18 protein-coding genes are annotated in these 20,349 nt (G+C 54.8%); 7 read left to right on the top strand and 11 right to left on the bottom strand.

What is annotated here, in order from left to right; all coding sequences use genetic code 11:
- Positions 1-42: 42 nt before the first annotated feature.
- The 4 genes from pstA to EK22_RS15990 form a co-directional block, all read right to left on the bottom strand.
- Positions 43-1,698, bottom strand: a complete 1,656-nt coding sequence (gene pstA, locus EK22_RS16005; protein WP_200882613.1) for a phosphate ABC transporter permease PstA — start codon at positions 1,696-1,698, stop codon at positions 43-45.
- Entirely contained in the window at positions 1,695-3,965 is a 2,271-nt protein-coding gene (locus tag EK22_RS16000; RefSeq protein ID WP_036252593.1) for an ABC transporter permease subunit, read from the bottom strand. The genes pstA and EK22_RS16000 overlap by 4 nt, the downstream gene beginning before the upstream one ends.
- Before the next feature lie 208 nt (positions 3,966-4,173).
- Positions 4,174-5,160, bottom strand: a complete 987-nt coding sequence (locus tag EK22_RS15995) for a PstS family phosphate ABC transporter substrate-binding protein (RefSeq protein WP_027147217.1) — start codon at positions 5,158-5,160, stop codon at positions 4,174-4,176.
- A gap of 94 nt (positions 5,161-5,254) precedes the next feature.
- Positions 5,255-5,770 carry a SixA phosphatase family protein gene (locus tag EK22_RS15990; RefSeq protein ID WP_020159036.1) on the bottom strand — a complete coding sequence of 172 codons (516 nt, stop codon included), beginning with the start codon at positions 5,768-5,770 and terminating at the stop codon, positions 5,255-5,257.
- Between the two features lie 116 nt (positions 5,771-5,886).
- On the opposite strand from EK22_RS15990, the gene EK22_RS15985 reads away from it, so the two are divergent.
- Complete coding sequence (locus EK22_RS15985) at positions 5,887-7,410, top strand: CHAD domain-containing protein (RefSeq protein WP_036252590.1); 1,524 nt, start codon at positions 5,887-5,889, stop codon at positions 7,408-7,410.
- An 87-nt stretch (positions 7,411-7,497) separates the two neighbouring features.
- Here EK22_RS15985 and EK22_RS15980 read toward each other — a convergent pair whose 3' ends face one another.
- From EK22_RS15980 to EK22_RS15965, 4 genes are all read right to left on the bottom strand, one after another.
- A complete protein-coding gene (locus EK22_RS15980; protein WP_036252588.1) occupies positions 7,498-9,393 on the bottom strand; it encodes a cytochrome c peroxidase in 1,896 nt (631 codons plus the stop codon).
- 59 nt (positions 9,394-9,452) lie between these two features.
- Positions 9,453-10,796 carry a methanethiol oxidase gene (locus EK22_RS15975; protein WP_020159033.1) on the bottom strand — a complete coding sequence of 448 codons (1,344 nt, stop codon included), beginning with the start codon at positions 10,794-10,796 and terminating at the stop codon, positions 9,453-9,455.
- Positions 10,797-10,804: 8 nt separating this feature from the next.
- On the bottom strand, positions 10,805-11,083 hold the full coding sequence (locus tag EK22_RS15970) for a DUF4242 domain-containing protein (protein WP_020159032.1): 279 nt from the start codon (positions 11,081-11,083) through the stop codon (positions 10,805-10,807).
- A gap of 64 nt (positions 11,084-11,147) precedes the next feature.
- Positions 11,148-11,744 carry a TetR/AcrR family transcriptional regulator gene (locus EK22_RS15965; protein WP_020159031.1) on the bottom strand — a complete coding sequence of 199 codons (597 nt, stop codon included), beginning with the start codon at positions 11,742-11,744 and terminating at the stop codon, positions 11,148-11,150.
- A 377-nt stretch (positions 11,745-12,121) separates the two neighbouring features.
- Here EK22_RS15965 and EK22_RS15960 point away from each other — a divergent pair, with 377 nt between their 5' ends.
- A complete protein-coding gene (locus tag EK22_RS15960) occupies positions 12,122-12,784 on the top strand; it encodes a hypothetical protein (protein WP_036252586.1) in 663 nt (220 codons plus the stop codon).
- A 30-nt stretch (positions 12,785-12,814) separates the two neighbouring features.
- Here EK22_RS15960 and EK22_RS15955 read toward each other — a convergent pair whose 3' ends face one another.
- Positions 12,815-13,492: a YggS family pyridoxal phosphate-dependent enzyme gene (locus EK22_RS15955; protein WP_036252584.1), complete on the bottom strand. Its 678-nt coding sequence runs from the start codon at positions 13,490-13,492 to the stop codon at positions 12,815-12,817.
- Between the two features lie 115 nt (positions 13,493-13,607).
- Between EK22_RS15955 and EK22_RS15950 the strand changes: the two genes are divergently transcribed.
- Positions 13,608-14,645, top strand: coding sequence for a type IV pilus twitching motility protein PilT (locus tag EK22_RS15950; RefSeq protein ID WP_020159027.1), 1,038 nt, complete (start codon positions 13,608-13,610; stop codon positions 14,643-14,645).
- Positions 14,646-14,654: 9 nt separating this feature from the next.
- Positions 14,655-15,788, top strand: a complete 1,134-nt coding sequence (locus tag EK22_RS15945) for a PilT/PilU family type 4a pilus ATPase (protein WP_020159026.1) — start codon at positions 14,655-14,657, stop codon at positions 15,786-15,788.
- A 49-nt stretch (positions 15,789-15,837) separates the two neighbouring features.
- Here the strand turns inward: EK22_RS15945 and djlA are convergent, their stop codons facing one another.
- Positions 15,838-16,647 (bottom strand): co-chaperone DjlA, encoded by an 810-nt coding sequence (gene djlA, locus EK22_RS15940; RefSeq protein WP_036252582.1) that lies wholly within the window; start codon positions 16,645-16,647, stop codon positions 15,838-15,840.
- Between the two features lie 74 nt (positions 16,648-16,721).
- Between djlA and EK22_RS15935 the strand changes: the two genes are divergently transcribed.
- Entirely contained in the window at positions 16,722-17,615 is an 894-nt protein-coding gene (locus tag EK22_RS15935) for a phosphoribosylaminoimidazolesuccinocarboxamide synthase (protein ID WP_036252580.1), read from the top strand.
- Positions 17,616-17,944: 329 nt separating this feature from the next.
- Here the strand turns inward: EK22_RS15935 and radC are convergent, their stop codons facing one another.
- Entirely contained in the window at positions 17,945-18,619 is a 675-nt protein-coding gene (radC, locus tag EK22_RS15930) for a RadC family protein (RefSeq protein ID WP_020159023.1), read from the bottom strand.
- Between the two features lie 98 nt (positions 18,620-18,717).
- Here radC and coaBC point away from each other — a divergent pair, with 98 nt between their 5' ends.
- Both coaBC and dut read left to right on the top strand, forming a co-directional pair.
- The gene (gene coaBC / locus EK22_RS15925; protein ID WP_036252578.1) at positions 18,718-19,908 is read left to right on the top strand and encodes a bifunctional phosphopantothenoylcysteine decarboxylase/phosphopantothenate--cysteine ligase CoaBC; all 1,191 of its coding nucleotides are present in this window, start codon (positions 18,718-18,720) and stop codon (positions 19,906-19,908) included.
- A complete protein-coding gene (gene dut, locus EK22_RS15920) occupies positions 19,889-20,344 on the top strand; it encodes a dUTP diphosphatase (protein WP_036252576.1) in 456 nt (151 codons plus the stop codon). Before coaBC ends, dut begins: the two co-directional genes overlap by 20 nt.
- Positions 20,345-20,349 lie beyond the last annotated feature (5 nt).

Here is a 20,349-nt window from a genome sequence, read left to right as displayed (position 1 = left end):
ATCGATTGCGTGAGTTCGTACGTTTTGTGTTGCCATTCTTGATTAACCTTCCAGTGCCCGGTATTTTTCGCGCAAGTGATTTCTGATTTGAACCGCCGCCAGATTAAGTCCGATGATGACTATGACCAGCAGCAATGATGTGGCGTAAACCAAAGGCCTGGCCGCCTCTACGTTCGGGCTTTGAAAACCGACATCATAAATATGAAATCCCAAATGCATAAATTTTCTGTCCAAATGTAAAAAAGGGAAATTGCCATCCAACGGTAATGACGGCGCCAGCTTGACCACCCCGACCAGCATCAAGGGCGCCACTTCGCCGGCCGCCCGCGCGACGGCCAGAATCAGGCCGGTCATCATGGCCGGACTGGCCATCGGCAATACCGTGCGCCACAGCGTCTCCAGCTTGGTCGCGCCCAGAGCCAGACTGCCTTCGCGTATCGACTTGGGGATACGCGCCAGGCCTTCCTCGGTAGAGACGATCACTACCGGCAACGTCAACAGCGCCAGGGTGATAGAGGCCCACAGCAGTCCCGGCGTACCGAAAACCGGCGCGGGCGCCGCTTCAGGATAAAACAGCCGGTCGATGTTGCCGCCGACGATATAGACGAAAAAACCCAGGCCGAAGACGCCGTAAACGACCGAAGGCACCCCGGCCAGGTTGTTTACGGCAATCCTGATCAGCCGCGTCATGAAGCCCTGTTTGGCGTATTCGCGCAAATACACGGCGGCAATCACGCCAAACGGCGTCACGATAATCGACATGATGATCACCATCATGACCGTGCCGAAAATCGCCGGAAAAATACCGCCTTCGGTATTGGCCTCGCGCGGACTGTCAGTTAAGAACTCGATCAGCTTACGGCCATAGTGAACGGTTTTATCGCCTAGGCTCATGGCATTCGGCCGATACAGCCTGACCACTTTGTCCAGCGGTATTTCAAGCTCCTTGCCGCTTGCGGTTCTCGCCACCAGGCTATCGCGCCGGATTTGCCGGTACAGTTCGCCCAATTGCTCCTGATAGCGTTCATAGTCGGCCTCATAGTCCGCTTTTTCTGCCGCGATCCGTTTCTCCGCCGCCGGCTCCCAGCGGTTTTCCAGCTCGAAACGCTTCTGTTTAAGCCTTAAGCGCTCCAGGCCATAGTTGATGGCGCCGATTTCTTTTTTCTCGATCCGCGTTATCTCCCTGAAGATCGCCTCGGCCGCCGCTATTCTCTCCTGCACGACGGGCAACGCCTGCTCGCCGGCAGCGATCGTGTTGCCGCCTGCTTTAACGGCAATCAGATAACCATAAAAATTGCCCCATTCCCGACGCTCCAGAACGATGATGTCGGCGGGGAAACGCTGGCGCTGGATATTGCGCTCCCGTATCCAGCGGAAGTCGGCGCCGGTCAGGTCACGGTTGCCGGTCTTGATCAGGTATTGCACCAGCGTGTCTTCATCTTCCGCCATGTCATAGCCGGCCGCTTTTGCCATGGCGGCGCCGGTGACACTGGTATCGGTGATCTGGCCGACCATGGTTTCGGGCTGCCCCCCCTGTTCCTGATAGACGAACTCGGCTACCTGGAACGGCCAGAAGTGCCCGCCCCCTTTGACAGTCACCAGGCCCAGCAAGCCGACGACAAAAATAAGGCAGATACTGACCGCTCCCGCATTGAGCCATATCCACGGCGACCCGCTTTTAAACCATTGCTTGATCATAACGAACTGTATTTTTCACGTAAGCGCTGGCGAATGATCTCGGCCAGCGTGTTAACAATAAAGGTGAACAGAAACAATACCAATGCCGCCAAAAACAGGACCCGGTAGTGTGTGCTGTTGACTTCCGCTTCCGGCATTTCGACGGCAATATTGGCCGATAACGTGCGCATGCCTTGAAAGACGCTTAAATCCATGACCGGCGTATTGCCCGTCGCCATCAAGACAATCATGGTCTCGCCGACGGCCCGTCCCAACCCGATCATGATCGCCGAAAATATGCCGGGACTGGCCGTCAACAGCACCACCCTGATCATGGTCTGCCAAGGCGTGGCGCCCAAGGCCAGGGAGCCGACCGTCAAATGTTTCGGGACGCTGAAAATGGCGTCCTCGGCAATCGAAAAAATCGTCGGGATCACGGCGAACCCCATTGCCACGCCGACCACCAGGGCATTGCGCTGGTCATAACCAATGCCCAGTTCGGCTTTAAGCCACTCGCGCAGACTGCCGTTGAACAATAACGCTTCCAGCGGTTCGCTGACCGCAAAAGCCAGCCAACCGCTTAATAAAATGACCGGTATCAGCAACGCCGCGTCCCAGCCTTCCGGTACTTGTTGCCGTATGGTTTCGGGCAGATTATGCCAGAACGCGGCAAACAGCATCACGGCCAGCGGCACCAGCATAAACAACGCAAACAGCCCCGCCAGGTGCGTCTCAATAAAAGGCGCCAGCCAAAGACCCGCCAGAAAGCCCAGAATAACGGTCGGCAACGCGCCCATCATTTCGATGCTCGGCTTGACGTAGCGGCGCATGGCCGGCGCCATGAAGTAGGCGGTATAAATAGCCCCCATCAATGCCAACGGCACGGCAAACAGCATCGAATAAAACGCCGCCTTCAGCGTGCCGAACACCAGCGGCACCAGGCTGTATTTAGGTTCAAAATCATTGCTTGCCGAAGAGGACTGCCAGATATAATTGGGCTTCTGATAGCTTTCGTACCAGACTTCCTGCCAAAACACCTGCATCGAAACTTCCGGATGCTCATTATCAACATGCCAGAAATGCACCGAGCCATCCCCGGATTGCACCAGAAAGGCATTGGCCTTCGGCGCCAACGTTGCCGCGACAGCCCCCGGCTCACCGATCGTTTCTTTAACCAGCTCTCGTTCGGCCGTTGAATGATAAATGCCGACCACGCTATCGGCGTCCAGCGTCATAAAACCTTTACGGCGCTGCTCGGCATGGATGCCAATAACGGGGCTGTTGGATACTTTAAATGATCTGATTTTTTGCAGCGCGGGACGATTTAATTCGTCCCTGACCTGGCTCCATTGCGATACCAGGCCGCTGGAATCGCCAATCAGCAAGGACAGATCACCATTTAAAAAGGCGAGGCTGGTAATTTTTTCGCCCACCGCCACGACATTCTGATGCTGTCGGATAACCGGATGGCTTTTATTGCTGATATCAAAGAAACTCAGGCGACCATCGCTGCTGACCAGGTATAGGTTACGCTGATCCTCATCGATAATCATATCGGTCAGATTATAGACCGGCATGTCCAACACGGCATCCGTGCGCTCCAGTCCGGCCTCCTCGTCGAATAAGGATTCCTGTTTCTCAAAGCTGACCAGGCGGATCTTATTGCCGGCCTTGGCTACAATTGTGGCTTCGTCATTGGCCTGCACGGCGATTTTTTCCACGGCGGCCCCGGTATCGTCCACCACTAACGGTGTCTCGCCCAATGGAAAGGCCAGTGAGGGCGTGATGACCCGCTCGCCATTCGGATAGGTCTGTTTATATTGCTGCTTTACGATGAGCGCCCGGCCGTCCGACAACCCGTAGACAACCACACCTTCGGCCGGATCGCCTTGGCCAAAACTGGTGACAGTCGTCCCTGCCGGTATCGGTACCGTCTCGGTTGACACCGTCTTGCCCGTTGCCGCTTCAAAAAACACGACCTGTCCGCTATCGGTAAATCGGGCGGCCACTTCATTCTGCTCTTCCATCGCCAGCAGCACGGTACTGCCCGGCATTTTCCCCGGCACCTCGTAGTGTGCGACGGATTCCGCTGTCGCCGGCATAAACAAGGGAAACACCGAATACAACAAGAAGAAAAAAATCAGTGCGATAGCGACAATGACGCCCAGTCCTCCCACTATGACGCCATAGCGGGCCAAATGGTCTTTTAGCAGTCGCCATTGAAAGTAATAGCCGCCGGCATGAATTTGGGTGCCCGCGGATTGAAAATTTAAATTGGTTTCAGACATGCCGACATTTTGTAAATTAGTAGGACAGTGATAAAAAACAAAAAAAGGCCGAGATTCGTATAGCAAATCTCAGCCACCTTTTGTCCGGATTAACCTCTGAGTACCGAGAGGAGGAGAAGCGAGCATTAATCCAGCTCAACATCCTTGTTTATGCATCCCTGCACAACAGTTAAAGCCCTTTCCACAACTTTTCCATAATCAGGGACCCTTATTGAATGACCGCCAGCGCTTTCTCAACGACTTTAGCAGGTAAAGGGATATAACCGTCTTTTATAACAGCCTGCTGGCCTTCTTTTGATAAAACCATTTTCATAAACTCATTTTCCAATGGCGCCAACGGCTGGTTGGGTTTTTTATTCACATAAACATACAGGTAGCGTGCTAAAGGATAAGTGCCTGACAGCGTATTTTCCGGAGTCGCATCAATAAAGGCCTTGCCGGCATCCTTCGCCAGCGGCACGGATCTCACGCCTGACGTGGTATAACCCATGCCGGAATAACCAATGCCATTCACCGATGTGGTCACCGCTTGAACCACCGAAGCGGAACCGGGCTGCTCATTGACGTTATCTTTAAAATCGCCTTTGCACAGCGCTTTTTCCTTGAAAAAACCGTAAGTACCGGAAACCGAGTTACGTCCGTATAACTGCAGGGGTTTGCCCTGCCATGAGCCATCCAGCCCCGCTTCGCCCCAGGTCGTGATGTCTTTTTCATAGCCGCATTTGCGGGTCGGCGAAAAGATCGCATCAACCTGGGCCAGTGTCAGCCCTTTAATCGGATTGTCTTTATTGACAAACACAGCCAGGGCATCGATCGCCACAGGCACCGCGGTTGGTTTGTATCCGAATTTGCTTTCAAAGGCATCAATCTCGTCATCCTTCATTTTACGGCTCATAGGTCCGATATTTGAGGTACCTTCGGTTAACGCCGGAGGCGCGGTGGAAGACCCCGCCGCCTGAATCTGAATGTTGACGTTCGGGTAATTGCGGTTAAATTCCTCGGCCCACAGGGTCATCAAATTTGCCAGCGTGTCGGAGCCGACGCTGGACAGATTACCTGAAATACCGCTGGCTTTTTGATACGCCGGAATATCCGCGTCAACCGTCTGCGCGGCCAACGCATGACTGCTGACTAACGAGACGGAAACCACCCCCATTGCTGTAACTAACCGCTTTATTCTAAATAATAATTTCATAACCAGCCTTTACTGAAGTAATTTAACTTGCAAGCATTATGCAAACAAAACATGACAAGAATATGACAATCCACATATTTTCTTGTCTATGCGATCAGCAGACGTCGGGCAAATCCCGCGCGTACGTAATCGACAACAGTTCCGCGCTGCCCGTGCGCAAGTGCTGCCAGTCGCAAGCTAGCGCGAGCCTCGCCAGGGCGGCCGTCGGCAGTAATTTATCCGCGTCTGGCACGGCCGCACGTCCTGCCAGATCAATCAGCAGCGCTTCCAATTCCGGATTATGGCCAACCAGCAGAACCCGCCGCGCCCTGGCCGGACATCCGGTAAGCGCGGCCTTCAGCCCCGCAAGGCCCTGCTCATACAAACGCTTATCCTGATGGATGGCCTGAACCGCCAAGCCGGCTTCGGCACAGACGATTTCCGCCGTCGCAACGGCTCTTAACGCCGGCGAACTTACGATGAAATCAGGCCTCAGTTGTTGCAGCTTCATCCAGGCACCCATCCGCCGGGCGGCGCGCTTCCCTCTTTTATTCAGCGGCCGATCGAAATCATCGGCATCGACATGCCAGTCCGATTTTGCATGCCTTAACAGCCATAATTCTCTGTTCATGCTTAACTTGACCTGTTTACGATTAAAAGAAAGCCTGTCATCAAATAGTAATACGGTATTGGTAAGCTTGATAGGCTTATGGCAGACGTTCCTGAGTTTATTACCCTTTTTACCCTATGTCCCTACAGTTTGACTTACCGATAAAACTAACGACGGAAAAGTTTATCGCTCAATTAAGCGATAAAGTCGCTTTGAAACAGGTCAGCCGTCAATATACTCTCAAGACCTATTTCGACAGCTTCGACTGGCGACTCCATGGCCATGGCATCACCTGCGAGCTTAATCAATCCCGGTCCTCGTCAAGGCTGGTGTTAAGACATCTTAAAACCGGCCAGATCATCGCCGAAGAGGAACTCGATAGCGTACCCGCTTTCAGCAAACAATTGAAACCGGGAAAAATACGCAGCGTGCTCGAACCGGTACTGGAGATGCGTGCCCTGCTGTCTGTCTGCAAACTGGATTATCAGTGTTACCGGTTCAACATCATCAATAAAAACGAGGAAACCATTCTGCGCCTCTTCCTTGAAGAACATGAACTGTACAATAGCCGTGTTTCATTGCAGTCGGTAGCGGGCCATGACCATGCCAGCGCGAAAATCAGCAAGTTTCTGACCTCCAAACTTAACCTGCGGCCTTCCGACCAAACGCTTCTGCTGGCTGCCCTCAAACTGCAAGGGATTAAACCTAAAGCCTACACCTCAAAGCTGACGATTCACCTGGACCCGGACATGCGCGCCGATATTGCCGGCAAATTCATCTACAGCCACCTGCTGAAAACCATCAAGGACAACGAGCAAGGCGTCATTGCCGATACAGACAGCGAATTTCTGCATGATTACCGCATCGCCGTGCGCAAAACCCGCTCCGGCCTCAGTCAGATCAAGGGCATACTGCCCGAGTCTGTCAGCGCCTATTATGCCGGCTTTTTTTGCTGGCTCGGGCAGGTTACAAGCCAGACCCGTGATTTGGACGTCTATCTGTTAAATTTTGAACACTATAAAGACAGCCTGCCGGCTACAATCCGGAATGACCTGGATCCTTTACATGAATTGCTCCAGGCCAAGCAGCAAAAAGCCCAAAAAGAACTGGCAGCCAAACTCAAATCCAAAAAGTACTTAAACACATTAGCCGAATGGGAACAGTACCTGAAAGAGCCGGTTGCCAAAAAGCCGCCACACCCTAATGCCAGGCGTCCCGTTAAAGAACTGGCCGACCTCAGGCTACGGAAAATTTACCACCGCATCCTGCAAAAAGGCGAAACCATTACCGACCAATCTCCGGCGCAAGCGCTGCATGAGCTGAGAAAAACCTGCAAGAAACTGCGCTATTTAATGGAGTTTTTTCAATCCCTTTATTCTGAAGACCGGATCAAGCCTTTCATTAAATCCCTGAAAGCACTCCAGAAAGCGCTAGGCGAATTTCAGGACTGCGAAGTGCAGGCCGATGCACTGAAACTGTTTCGCGAGGAAATGCTGGCCGCCTCTGTATCAGCCAATACCGCGCTGGCGATGGATCTTTTGATTGAGCATCTGAATGTACGTCAGCGCCAGGCCCGCCATGATTTCAGCGAGCAATTCACCGCTTTCAGACAGCCCAAGAACCGCGCGGCTTTTAAGTCGCTGTTTGACGCCAAGTCCTGAATCCGCGGCCATGCGGCAGGTCCGTCGCACCACTCTGACCGGTTAAGCCGCCAGTCAGGCCGGACACGTGTCCGGCCTGACTGCGTGCTATTCCGCGTCCCCTACCGGGGCGGCAAAGGCATCCGAAACCAGTTCCCGGACATTATCCCCGGTCAACGCGTTCAGGAAAGCTTCCAGCTCATCCATTTCCTGCGCCGTCAGATGCAACGGTTTGATCAAAGGATCGAGATTTTCATTGGCGATGCCGCCGCGATTATAAAATTCAATCACCTGCCGCAATGTCTGGAAAAAGCCGTTATGCATATACGGCGCGGTCAGGCTGACATTGCGCAACGACGGGGTTTTGTATTTCCAGCGATCGGCGGGATCCTGCGTGACTTCATAACGGCCGAGGTCGTTGGGCCTGGCTGCGGAAACCTCGTCGATCAACTGTGCCGCGACATCCAGGTAAACGCCCGGCGCCACCTGCACGCGCTGGCTGTCTTCGGTTTTGCCCATCGCGACGGCATAACCGATGCCGGTGTTATGCAAATCGTTATCGGTAAACAAGGCATGCTCCGAGGTGACGGCATGGCAGCTGGAACAATTGGCCTTACCGGTAAAGAGCTTGAACCCGCGCTGCGCCCTGGTATCGAGCGCCCGCCGGTCCTTGCCGTAATACCAGCGGTCGAAAGGCGAATTCGCCGAGTTCAGGGTTCGCTCATAACTGGCGATCGCCATGCCCAGGCTTTCCATATCCGGCCCCTTGCCAAAGATTTTTTGAAACAGATCGTTGTAATCGCCGGTGTTTTTGATTTTGTCGAGCACGTAGCCGATGGACGGATTGGCCATTTCATTATGCGCCAGCAGCGGCATCCAGACCTGTTGCTCCAGCGTGTTTTCGCGCCCGTCATGAAACAGCGTCCGCGCGTATGCACTGTTATAGATTGTCGGCGCATTACGCCTGACCGTTCGCCCTTCCACGCCGACGGCCGTGGCCATTTCATTGCTGGCAAAACCCTGCTCCGGAATATGGCACATAGCGCAGGAAAACGTGTTGTTGAGCGACAGGCGGCGGTCATAAAACAGTTTGCGGCCCAGATCGACCTTGTCCGCGGTCAACGGATTATTGTCCGGCACGGGCACGGCGGGCAGCCCCAAAGGCGGCTGCCGCACGGTCTTCATCAGGTCAGCCGGCCGGCCGGTGCGGTCGGTCAGGGCCATCGAATGGGTTTCATAATCACTGTGCTCGTAACGGCTTTTGTTGTCGCCGGCGGCATACAATGCGTCCGAATCGACCGGGACGGCCTGGATCTCGGGCTTTTTTTCCGCCAGCAGCACGGTCTTGATGTCATTGATCAGGGTGTCGGGCTGCAAAAACGAGACGCTGTAAATATTGCGCAGCTGTTTGTCCTTGTCGATCAGATAAACGCGCAGAAGATGCGAGAACGTGCCGGTAAAGCGGCCTTGATCGTCATACACTTTTTCGATGGTTTGCTTGTACTGGTCCAGTATCGGCTGCAACTGCCGCTCCGAGCGCGTGGTCAGAAACCGCCATTCGACGCCCTGTCCCTGGAACCCTTGGCCGTACTGCTTCATCATCGCCGGCGTATCGTGCTCGGGATTGAAACTTAAAGTCAACAGCCGTACCTGTCCGGCCAGCTCCGGCTCTTTTTTCAGGCGGTTTTTGATTTTGTGCAGGACCGCGGTCGCCAGCGGGCAACCGTTAACATCGCTGCAGGTGGCATAGATAAAGCTCAGCAGCACAGCCTTGTCGCCCATTAAACCGTGCAGTGTGGCATCGTTGCCTTCGGTGTCCAGCACGGCGCCGTCGGCGGCCAAACCCATCGCCGGCAACCGGTACGTGCCCGGTTCCGGCGGAGTAAATTCAAGGCGCTCATAGGATGGGGCGGGCGCCGGGACTTGAGCGCCGGAATCGGCATAGCCGGTGGCTATGAACAAACAGAGTAACAACAATAACTTGATGGGATAGGAACCGTTCATGAGTCACTTCCGGTCAGAAAACTGAAAAGGGCGGCCGGTCGGCCGCCCCCTGGTATTGATCACTGGCTTGATGCGGTTTTATAAAGCGAGTAGGCGCCGAACTTCATCTGATGGGCCCGGCCCAGTTTTTCCTTGATGAAATCGATTGCGAATTGTTCTTTCAGCTGTTTGCCGTCCCAGTGATAGGCTTTGAAGAACTGCTCGTTTTCAGCGCCTTTTTTGTCCCAGTTGGCCAACAGCGAGGACGTGTAATAAAGGCGTTTGCCGTCCCAGCTCGAGGATACCATGTTGACCTGAGAACCGATTTTCTGCTCATACACCTGTTTCGGCTTGAACGGATCGCTGATGTCGAACAAGCGGGTCTTGCCGTCCATGAAGGTATTGACCCAGAGCCTTTTGTCGTCGCTGGAAATGGAGATATCGACCGGCAACGGGATTTTCGACGGATCGCCGATGTCAGCGACTTCCTTGGCCTGCCATTCGCCGCCCTTGTCTTCGTAAACCAGCCAGATCTTCGAGGTCAGCGCGGTGGTGCTGAAGCAGTAATTGTGAGTCGGCTCCCAGGCACAGCGAATTTCCAGCGGCGCGCCCGGCACGTCGAAGACTTTTTTCGGCTGCCGCGCGTGCAGGTCCCATTGCACCATCGTGTTGCCGAAGCGTTTCATCGCTTCCTTGTCGCCGAGCATTTTGCCGAAATCCATCATGTAATTCGACCAGCCCGTAAACGATGACGTCAACATCAGATTGCGCCGAGGCAGCACGCGTACGTCATAGTTGTAGCCGTCGGCGTATTTGCCGGTTTTGATGGCGCCCTGCAGATTGCTGTCGGTCGGCAGCCAATAGGTCGCGACATAATCGCCTTCATTGGTGTATTCAACCAGCGCCGTGCGGCCGCCGTGGTCTTTATTATTGGAAAGGCCCGTGATGATCATGCGGCCCGGCAACGCATAGGTCGAATGCGGTCCCACCACGCCGCCGCTTTTGGCGACAAAATCGGTAATGGTCTTGACCAGTTTGGGCTTGGCCGGATCGCTGTGCACGTCAAAGACAAAAATCTTATTGGTATCGAGCGTGCCGGCCCATAAATAGCGGCGGTCGTCGGTAAAGTCGGAATGATGCGCCTCATTGCGGCCGCCCACGGAAACGCTGTGGATGACCTTGCCGTAAGTCTTCGACTTGGGATTGACATCGACGGTCACCATCTTGTCCTGCTCATCGCCCACGCCTTCCATACCTAAGGTCCAGACATAAACCACATCCTCCTGGCCGGTAATCTTGACCATGTAAGGCGATTGGCAGGTCTCGTCGGCCTGCGCGGCGGTGATGCCGGCCAAACCGAGCGTGGATGCGGTAAAGGCGCACGCCGTCATGAAGCGGTTCAGCCGCTGTTTGTTCGATTTCATAATTACTCCTATTCGTTTTCGGCCGTGGTTGGGTCGATCACGGTTTTAACCTGGGAAATCCGGTTGGCCGGGAATCCGCCTTTTTCGGCATGGGTTCTGAGCGTCGCTTCATCGGGCGCGATATAGACGCAATACACTTTATCGTCGGTCACATAGCTCTCAAGCCACTGTATCTGGGGGCCCATGTCACGCAAAATGCCGCACGATTTTTGCGAGATGCCTTGCAGTTCCTGGGGACTTAACGCGCCGGCACCGGGTATCTCCCGTTCGATAATGTATTTGGGCATACAACTTCTCCTATTGGATTAATAAATAGATGACTGGTCGTCTCTATTTTGGTGACAAAAAAAATCAGGCCTTGAAAAAATCCTCCAACAATTCCTGACAACATTGCTTCAGCGGCGCCGAAGACTTTTCTATCTTCATCCTTAACAAAGCGCCCTGCCAGGCATTGACCAGCAAATCGGCCATGTCGGCGGCCGATTTATCGGTTCTGACCGTGCCTTGCCGTTGCGCTTGTTCCAATCCTGTCTGTAATAAATCCCGGTACCGGCCGACGGCGCTTTGCAGCGAGGCCCGGCAGATTTCGCTGGTATCGCCGATCTCCCCCATCAGGTTGCCGAGCAGGCAGCCGCCCTTGAAGTCCGCTTGTTCCAGTTCGCTGATCAATTCAGCAAAATAGCGTCGCAACGCGGTCAAGGCGTCCATGTCCGGATTCCGCAGATGGCCGCTTAATTGCTCGATAAACGGGTTGATGTAGTGTTGGATGACGGCCGCGCCGAATGCTTCCTTGCTGCCGAAATAATTGTAGAAAGAGCCCTTGGGGATTTGCACGGCATCAAGGATTTCCTTCAGGCCGGTGCCATGGTAGCCTTGCTCCATCAACAGCGTGACGCCCTGACTGAGCAGATTTTCCCGATTGATCTGTTTTTGGGTGATTTTTGCCATGGCGAAAATAATACGACCGGTTGTCTTGACTTGTCAAACGGTATCTTTTCCCGGTCTCAGCGGAAAAGCGTGTGATATGCCTTATTCGAATTAGGTGATATGCCACAAAAAAAATCCGAACTCGCCAGAGTAATCGGCGCAAACCCTGATGATCAGCGGGTTTAAATCAGGCAAAACAGATATATCCAGCATTCTCCATGCCAAACAGAGCGGCATATTGTCGCGCGGCAATATGACACACGACAGCGCCGTATTAAGCCGCTAGACTTTGTCCCACTTTATATCTGTACTCAACAACAGAGTTATTAATCCTTACCTCACGCTAATGCGGGCAGCCGGGATCGCCCGCATTTCTTTTAAAAAAATGGAGGTTATTAATGAAACGTAGCGAACCCTCTCATGCGGCCAACCAGGTCAACTATCAGGAGCTGATCCGGCAAACCGCCATCCATGAAGCAGGCCATGCCGTGGCGATTTATCTGGGCAACCGGCAAAAATTGCTGCCGCCGGTGTTCTTTCAGATTGTCGTTAAAAAACTGGCCACTGATTCCCCCCGGTATTTATCAGCATTCCAGGCCTGTGGCACGGCCAAGGTGGAAGGCGGCCGCCTGATACATACCTTGCCTTCAACAATTGAAGAGGCGACACATGATTTTTCCCCGGAGCAAAAACAAGCCTATCAACAGGCTTTTGAAGCCGATATTGTCAATCTGCTCGTAGGGCCGCTGGCTGAAGCCCGATACATCGCCTGGCGCGATGATGAAGTGATTAATGCCCGTTTAGTTAACCTGAATGCGCTGCGCTATTACGGCGGCACTTCGGACCTGGATCTGGCCGGCGAGTATCTTGAATGCTTTATCGCGGACCGGGAACAGCGCGAAAACAAAATCGGCGGACTTTTCATGGAGGCTTTCGCCTTTATCAACGATGCCTCGAACTGGCGGGCTATCACTGTTCTGGCGGATTATATTCTGGCCAGCCCGAAAACGATCATCGAGTGCGAAGAAGTCATGGCGTTGCTGGACGGTTATTTTATCTGAGCCAGTTGAGGTTCACTGCCTGGATTAGCACTAGGCATAATGCCGTGCGCCGAACAATGCCGTACCGATCCTGACGATCGTAGCCCCTTCCGCAATCGCGGCCTCCAGATCGCCGGTCATGCCGAATGAAAACGTATCCAACTCCGGCCTGTTAAGTGCCGCCACAGCCTGATAAAGCGCCTTGTAAGGCTCGCGCTGCCGCTCGAAATCCTCCTCGGGCGCGGGAATGGCCATGACCCCGCGCAGCCTCAAACGCGGCAATCGCGCGACCTGCCCGCACATCTCCGGCAGTTCGGCCAGGGTGATGCCGGACTTGCTGGCCTCACCGCTGATATTCACCTGCAGACAGATATTGAGCGGCGGCAGCTGCGCCGGACGCTGTTCGTTTAATCGTTGCGCGATTTTCAACTTATCGACACTGTGAACCCAATCGAAATGCGCGGCGATAGGCTTGGTTTTATTGGACTGGATGGGGCCGATGAAATGCCAGGTAATGTCAAAAGCCCCCAGTTCCTGTTGTTTCCTCAACGCTTCCTGCAGATAACTTTCGCCGAAATGACGCTGCCCGGCTTGATAAGCGGCGGCAATGTCATCCGCCGGCTTGGTTTTACTGACCGCCAGCAATAAAACCGATCCTGGTCTGCGGTGATGGGTCTGCTCGGCCTGGCTGATCCGTGTCTGTATCTGTTTGAGTCGCTCGGCAATCATGATCCGTGGTATTTAAAAATGCTTTACGGGTTATTAAACAACACGGCTTTAAAAAAGCAAAGACTTGAACTATGGTATAGAGATGATTTTTATTTAAACGCCTCAAGAGGACATTATGGATATTGCCGAGTTATTGGCCTTTTCAGTTAAAAACAATGCATCGGATTTACATCTGTCGGCCGGACTGCCGCCCATGATACGGGTCGATGGCGATATCCGCCGCATCAACATTCCGGCCCTGGAGCATAAAGAGGTTCATGCGCTGATTTATGACATCATGAACGACAAGCAGCGCCGTGATTATGAAGAATTCCTGGAAACCGATTTCTCTTTTGACCTGCCCGGCATTGCCCGGTTTCGTGTCAACGCGTTCAATCAGGAACGCGGCGCGGCCGGCGTGTTCAGAACCATTCCGTCCAAGGTCTTGAGCCTGGAGGACTTGAAGGCACCCAAGTTCTTTGAGGAAGTGACGCGCAAACCGCGCGGCCTGGTTTTGGTGACGGGGCCTACCGGCTCGGGCAAATCGACGACGCTGGCGGCCATGATCAATCATATCAACTGTAATGACTATGCCCATATCCTGACCGTTGAAGACCCGATCGAATTCGTGCACGAAAGTCAGAAATGCCTGATCAACCAGCGTGAGGTGCACCGCGATACCCACGGCTTCAACGAGGCATTGCGCTCGGCCTTGCGTGAAGATCCCGATATTATTCTGGTCGGGGAGATGCGGGACCTGGAAACGATCCGGCTGGCGCTGACCGCGGCCGAAACCGGTCACCTGGTATTCGGCACCCTGCACACTACCTCGGCCGCCAAAACCATCGACAGGATTATCGACGTGTTCCCGGCCGCCGAGAAAGACATGATCCGCTCGATGCTGTCCGAATCGCTGCAGGCGGTTATCTCGCAAACCCTGCTCAAGAAAATCGGCGGCGGCCGTGTTGCCGCGCATGAAATCATGGTCGGCACGCCCGCGATCCGAAACCTGATCCGTGAAGCCAAGGTCGCGCAAATGTATTCGGCCATACAGACGGGCCGGAAAGACGGCATGCAGACGCTTGACCAGAACCTGAAAGAGATGGTCGATAAAGGCTTGATCGCGGCCAAGACCGCGATGGTGAAAGCCGTCAATAAAGATATGTTCCGCTAAGAGGTCAGCATGGATTTTAAAGCCTTACTTGCACTGATGGTGCAGAAAAAAGCATCCGATTTGTTTATCACGGCAGGCCGCGCGCCGACCATGAAAGTCGACGGCTCGCTGGTGGAAGTGTCCAAATCGCCATTGACGGAAGAGCTGGCAATGAAAATCGTGCTCAGCATCATGAATCAGAAACAAAGGGATGAGTTTGAAAATACCAAGGAATGCCAGTTTGCCATCAGCGTGCCGGGACTGGCCCGGTTCAGGGTCAGCGCCTTCACCCAGCGCGATGCGGCCGGCATGGTGCTGCGGCGCATCGAGAATGAAATCCCGGACGCCGATAGCCTGCACTTGCCGCCCGTATTGAAAGACCTGATCATGGAAAAACGCGGCCTGGTGATTTTCGTCGGCGCGACCGGCACCGGCAAATCCACCTCGCTGGCGGCCTTGATCAAATACCGCAACCAAAACAGCAGCGGCCACATCATCACCATCGAAGACCCGATGGAGTTCGAGCATCCGCACCTGGGTTGCATCGTCACGCAACGCGAAGTCGGCGTCGATACCGAATCGTATGAAGTGGCGCTGAAAAACACCCTGCGCCAAGCGCCCGATGTCATCCTGATCGGCGAGATCAGAACGCGCGAAACCATGCAGAATGCGATCACCTTCGCCGAAACCGGGCATTTATGCCTGTCGACGCTGCACGCCAACAACGCCAACCAGGCGCTTGACCGGATTCTGCATTTCTTTCCTGAAGAGATGCACGACCAGCTGTTCATGGACTTGTCGCTGAACCTGCGCGGCATTGTGGCCCAGCAATTGATCAAGCTCGCGGACGGCAAGGGCCGCTATCCGGCCGTCGAGGTCCTGATCAACACGCCGCTGGCCAAGGATTACATCCGCAAAGGCGAGATCAACAAGCTCAAGGAGCTGATGAAAAGCTCGCGCGAGCAAGGCATGCAGACCTTTGACCAGGCCCTGTATGACCTGTATGTCGCCGGCAAGATCAGCTATGAAGACGCGCTCAACTCGGCCGACTCCAGAAACGAAGTCCGCCTGATGATCAAGCTGGGCGCGGATAATGCCGGCACTTTCGACAGCGACGGCATGGTATTGACAGAAACCGACGATGACAAGGGCACCGTTTTTTAAGCCGGTGTTTTTTTGCCAGGGAACGGCCCGACCGTTCCCTGGCGTATTTTCAGCGCTTTCCGCCTGCTTTCTGAATCGTCTCGTAAGCCTTTCTGATCCGCTGGGTTTTTTCCTTGGCGAGGGTCATCATTGCTTCCGGCAGTCCCTTGGCCACCAGTTTGTCCGGATGATGCTGGCTGATCAGGCGCCGATAGGCTCTTTTCACTTCGGCATCGCTGGCCGCGGGCGTCAGGCCCAGCACTTCATAAGCATCCTGCAGGCTGGAATGCCGCCTGGTCTTTTGATACTGCCGGCCCTGGCCGAAAAACCGGTATTGAGCCCGCAACTGGATTTTCAGCCGCTCATAGTCAAAACGCGAAACCCGCAGCTGCCCGCAGATATGCAGAAGCACCCGCTCTTCGCTGTCATTGAGCCGGCCATCCGCAAAAGCCGCCTGCAACTGGATTTCGACAAACATGCGTATCAGGTCGATGCGCCAATGGCATTCCCGGCGAAACTGCGCCAGCACCTCATCAAGCGGGAAATCGGCCTGTTTGCCCTGCCTGAACAGATTGATCGCAGTCGTGCGCATGGCGCCTGAAATCGCCATTTGATCCATGATCCGATTGGCCAGAGCGATTTCTTCCGGCGTGACGCGTCCGTCCGCCTTGGCGATATGCCCCATGACCGAAAAAGTCGCGGTAAAAAACGCCATCTGCGCGCGTTGCTGCTCACCGGGGCTGAATGAACCGTTGCCCTCGATACCGGCCGCAATGCCTTCGTCAAACTGATGACCGACGGAAGCCCCGAGGATCGCCCCTAGGGGCCCGCCGAACAGGAATCCGAACGCACCGCCCAGAAATTTGCCTAACCAGCTCATTGATATCAATCCTGCATAATAGAAAACAGTGATAAAATTATCACATTTCTATTTTGAACGTTTAGCGAGGTCTTATGAATGCTCCGGCAGCTCTTTACGAATCATCACTGTCTTCTTTAAGACTACGCGCGCGCGGCAAGGTCCGCGATATTTACGACATTGATGACAAGCACATGCTGATCGTGACGACAGACCGGCTGTCCGCATTCGATGTGATCCTGCCCGACCCGATTCCCGGCAAGGGCCGCGTTTTAACGCGCGTTTCCAATTTCTGGTTTGCAAAACTCAGCCATATCCTGCCGAATCATCTGGCCGACATCCCGCTGGAACAGATCATTTCCGACCCGGCCGAGCGGGCACAAGTCGAGGGCCGCGCGGTGGTCGTCAAAAAAATGCGGCCGCTGCCGGTCGAAGCCATCGTGCGCGGCTACCTGATCGGCTCCGGCTGGAAGGATTACCAGAAAACGGGCGCGATCTGCGGCATTAAGCTGCCGGAAGGCTTGCAGCAGGCCCAGCAACTGCCGGAAGCCATTTACACACCGTCGACCAAAGCCGGCGTCCATGAGCACGACGAGAACATCGCCTTTGAAAAAACCGTGGAGCTGATGGGCCAGGACCTGGCCGAGCAGGTGCGCGACGCCAGCCTGCGCCTGTACACGGAAGCGGCCGCCTACGCCAAGGAACGCGGCATCATTATCGCCGACACCAAATTCGAGTTCGGCCTCGACGATAACGGCGTCCTGCACTTGATCGATGAAGCCCTGACGCCGGATTCATCGCGCTTCTGGCCGGCCGATGAATATCAGGTCGGCATCAGCCCGCCCAGCTTCGACAAGCAATACGTGCGCGATTACCTGGAGACGCTGGACTGGGACAAAACCGCGCCCGGCCCGTCCCTGCCCGCCGAAGTGGCCGAATTCTGCGCGGCCAAATACCGCGAAGCGGAAGCCCGGCTGACGCAAGGCTAGGCATCACAAAAACTAGCCGGACGGGGCATGCTGTTCCGCCCGAAACGTTCAACTTTGGTTAATGCAATCGCTTAGCCAGGATACCGTAGAATTGTTAGGAACGCGCATAACATAACTTCCTCAAATGCGCGGATGAATTTCCGGCATAGGTGCGGATTTATTTATGCCCTATGGGTACTTGTGAATTCGCACCTACAATTCTCTGATTTATTCCATGCCCATTACTTAGGAAGCATTCCACTTGAGAAATATAAACTTCGTGTTCTCTGTGTTCTTCGTGGTTAATTGATCCAAGTGAATGCTTATGCAATCAATCGGATTGTCACAACTTACAGTAGCCCGTGCTCGGCAAACGAATAGGGCTGCCCGTCTCCAATAATGAAATGATCCAGCACGCGGATATCGAACAGCGCTAACGCCTGCTTGAGTTTTTCGGTAATCAGCCTGTCGGCCTGGCTGGGTTCGGAAATGCCCGAGGGATGGTTGTGGGCGAAGATGACCGCCGCGGCATTATGGCGCAAAGCCTGCCTGGCCACTTCCCGGGGATAAACGCTGGCGCTGTCTATGGTGCCCCTGAACAATTCGTCCAGCTGTATGACCCGGTGCTGGTTATCCAGGAACAGGCAGGCGAACACTTCATAGCTGTAACCGCGCAACTGCGCGCTCAGATAGGCTCGGGTGATGTCCGGGCTGGTCAGCGCATTGCCGCGCCGCAGGATTTCCTTAAAATGCCGCCGGGCCATCTCCAGCACCGCCTGAAGCTGTGCGTATTTTGCGCTGCCCAGGCCGTTGGCCTGGCAAAAGCGCGCTAAATCAGCATCCAGCAGCGCTTGCAATGAGCCGAAATCGGTCAATAACTCGCGAGCCAGGTCGACGGCCGATTTCCCGGGCGTGCCGGTGCGCAAAAAGATGGCCAGCAGTTCCGCATCGGTTAACGCCGTCGAGCCGCGCTGCAGCAACTTTTCCCGGGGCCGCTCTTCGGCGGGCCAATCCTTGATAGCCATAGTATCTCCTTCTGCTGATGAGAATTTAAGCATAGAAGAATTTTTCCAGACTTGCCATAATAACGCGTCCAATAATTTTTCAGGTATTCCCCATTAACATGCATATTTTATTGGCTGTCAGCGGCGGTATCGCCGCTTATAAGTCAGCCGAACTGGTCAGGCTGCTGCGTAAAGAAGGCGCCGCTGTCCGGGTCGTCATGACACGGTCCGCCCTGCAGTTTGTCAGCCCATTGACGTTTCAGGCGCTGTCCGGCAACCCGGTGCATACCGAACTGCTCGATGCCGACGCCGAAAATGCCATGGGCCATATCAGTCTGGCGCGCTGGGCCGACAGGATCATTATCGCTCCGGCAACCGCGGATACCATCGCCAAGCTGAGCCATGGCCTGGCCGACGACTTGCTGACCACGATCTACCTGGCCGCCACCTGTCCCGTGTATGTCGCGCCGGCCATGAACCAGGCCATGTGGCACAAGCCCGTGACCCAGGAAAACATCAACCGGCTCATCGCGCATGGTGTAACGACGATAGGCCCAGGCCAGGGCGATCAGGCCTGCGGCGAAACCGGTTATGGCCGCATGTCCGAACCGGCTGAAATCTGCGAGCGTTTACTGGGCAGACCTTCAGAACAGTGTCTGCGCAACAGGAAAGTCTTGATCAGCGCCGGCCCCACGCGCGAGCCGCTCGACCCCGTGCGCTACATCACCAACCGCAGTTCCGGCAAAATGGGCTACGCGCTGGCCCGCGCGGCGCTCAAGGCCGGCGCCCGGGTGACGCTGGTCAGCGGCCCCGTGGCACTGGCGCCGCCTGTCAATGCCGACGTGATCAACGTGGAAACGGCGGCGCAAATGCACGAGGCCGTCCTTTCCAGAGCCGAAGCGCATGATATTTACATCGGTGCGGCGGCCGTGGCCGATTACACGCCGGCAGAGGTACAGCCTGAAAAGATCAAGAAACAGGATGAGCAGGTCACGATATTGCTGCAGAAAACCCGCGACATTCTGGCTGAAGTCGCGCAACTGCCTAACCGCCCATTCACGGTCGGGTTCGCCGCCGAAACCCATGACCTTGAGACCTATGCGCTAGGCAAGCTTACCGGCAAAAATCTCGACCTGATCGCCGCCAACTGGGTGGGCCGGGACCAGGGCGGTTTTGACAGCGAACAGAACGCCCTGCGGGTTTTCTGGCCAACGGGGCGGCAAACCCTGGCCATGACCGACAAAAGTCATCTGGCGGAACAATTGATCAGCTTAATCGCGAAGAGATGTGATGAAAAAAATACAGCTTAAAATTCTGGATAACCGACTCGGCAAGGAAATCCCCTTGCCGGAATACGCGACTGCGGGCTCGGCCGGCCTGGATTTGCGCGCCTGCCTGGACGGGCCGGTCGAATTGAAACCCGGCGACACCGTATTGATTCCGACCGGACTGGCTATCCATATCGACGACCATCAGCTGGCGGCGGTTTTATTGCCAAGATCGGGTCTGGGACATAAACACGGCATTGTTCTGGGCAATCTGGTCGGCCTGATCGATTCCGACTACCAGGGCCAGGTTTTCGTATCATGCTGGAATCGCGGCGACACGACCTTCACCATCAGCATCGGCGAGCGCATCGCGCAAATGGTGTTTGTGCCGGTTGCCCAGGTGGCGTTCGAACAGGTAGCGGAGTTTGACGAAAGCAGCCGGGGCGCCGGCGGGTTTGGCCATACGGGCCGTCATTAATACGT

The sequence above is a fragment of the Methylobacter sp. BBA5.1 genome (assembly GCF_000746145.1).
GTDB classification, from domain to species: domain Bacteria; phylum Pseudomonadota; class Gammaproteobacteria; order Methylococcales; family Methylomonadaceae; genus Methylobacter; species Methylobacter marinus.
Note: the sequence above shows the minus strand (reverse complement) of the source record. Positions and strands in the feature narration are given on the sequence as shown.

Bases quoted from the DNA above. Each gene is read 5' to 3' on its own strand.
- pstA (WP_200882613.1), bottom strand. From the start codon at position 1,698: ATGATCAAGCAATGGTTTAAAAGCGGGTCGCCGTGGATATGGCTCAAT.
- EK22_RS16000 (WP_036252593.1), bottom strand. From the start codon at position 3,965: ATGTCTGAAACCAATTTAAATTTTCAATCCGCGGGCACCCAAATTCAT.
- EK22_RS15995 (WP_027147217.1), bottom strand. From the start codon at position 5,160: ATGAAATTATTATTTAGAATAAAGCGGTTAGTTACAGCAATGGGGGTG.
- EK22_RS15990 (WP_020159036.1), bottom strand. From the start codon at position 5,770: ATGAACAGAGAATTATGGCTGTTAAGGCATGCAAAATCGGACTGGCAT.
- EK22_RS15985 (WP_036252590.1), top strand. From the start codon at position 5,887: ATGTCCCTACAGTTTGACTTACCGATAAAACTAACGACGGAAAAGTTT.
- EK22_RS15980 (WP_036252588.1), bottom strand. From the start codon at position 9,393: ATGAACGGTTCCTATCCCATCAAGTTATTGTTGTTACTCTGTTTGTTC.
- EK22_RS15975 (WP_020159033.1), bottom strand. From the start codon at position 10,796: ATGAAATCGAACAAACAGCGGCTGAACCGCTTCATGACGGCGTGCGCC.
- EK22_RS15970 (WP_020159032.1), bottom strand. From the start codon at position 11,083: ATGCCCAAATACATTATCGAACGGGAGATACCCGGTGCCGGCGCGTTA.
- EK22_RS15965 (WP_020159031.1), bottom strand. From the start codon at position 11,744: ATGGCAAAAATCACCCAAAAACAGATCAATCGGGAAAATCTGCTCAGT.
- EK22_RS15960 (WP_036252586.1), top strand. From the start codon at position 12,122: ATGAAACGTAGCGAACCCTCTCATGCGGCCAACCAGGTCAACTATCAG.
- EK22_RS15955 (WP_036252584.1), bottom strand. From the start codon at position 13,492: ATGATTGCCGAGCGACTCAAACAGATACAGACACGGATCAGCCAGGCC.
- EK22_RS15950 (WP_020159027.1), top strand. From the start codon at position 13,608: ATGGATATTGCCGAGTTATTGGCCTTTTCAGTTAAAAACAATGCATCG.
- EK22_RS15945 (WP_020159026.1), top strand. From the start codon at position 14,655: ATGGATTTTAAAGCCTTACTTGCACTGATGGTGCAGAAAAAAGCATCC.
- djlA (WP_036252582.1), bottom strand. From the start codon at position 16,647: ATGAGCTGGTTAGGCAAATTTCTGGGCGGTGCGTTCGGATTCCTGTTC.
- EK22_RS15935 (WP_036252580.1), top strand. From the start codon at position 16,722: ATGAATGCTCCGGCAGCTCTTTACGAATCATCACTGTCTTCTTTAAGA.
- radC (WP_020159023.1), bottom strand. From the start codon at position 18,619: ATGGCTATCAAGGATTGGCCCGCCGAAGAGCGGCCCCGGGAAAAGTTG.
- coaBC (WP_036252578.1), top strand. From the start codon at position 18,718: ATGCATATTTTATTGGCTGTCAGCGGCGGTATCGCCGCTTATAAGTCA.
- dut (WP_036252576.1), top strand. From the start codon at position 19,889: ATGAAAAAAATACAGCTTAAAATTCTGGATAACCGACTCGGCAAGGAA.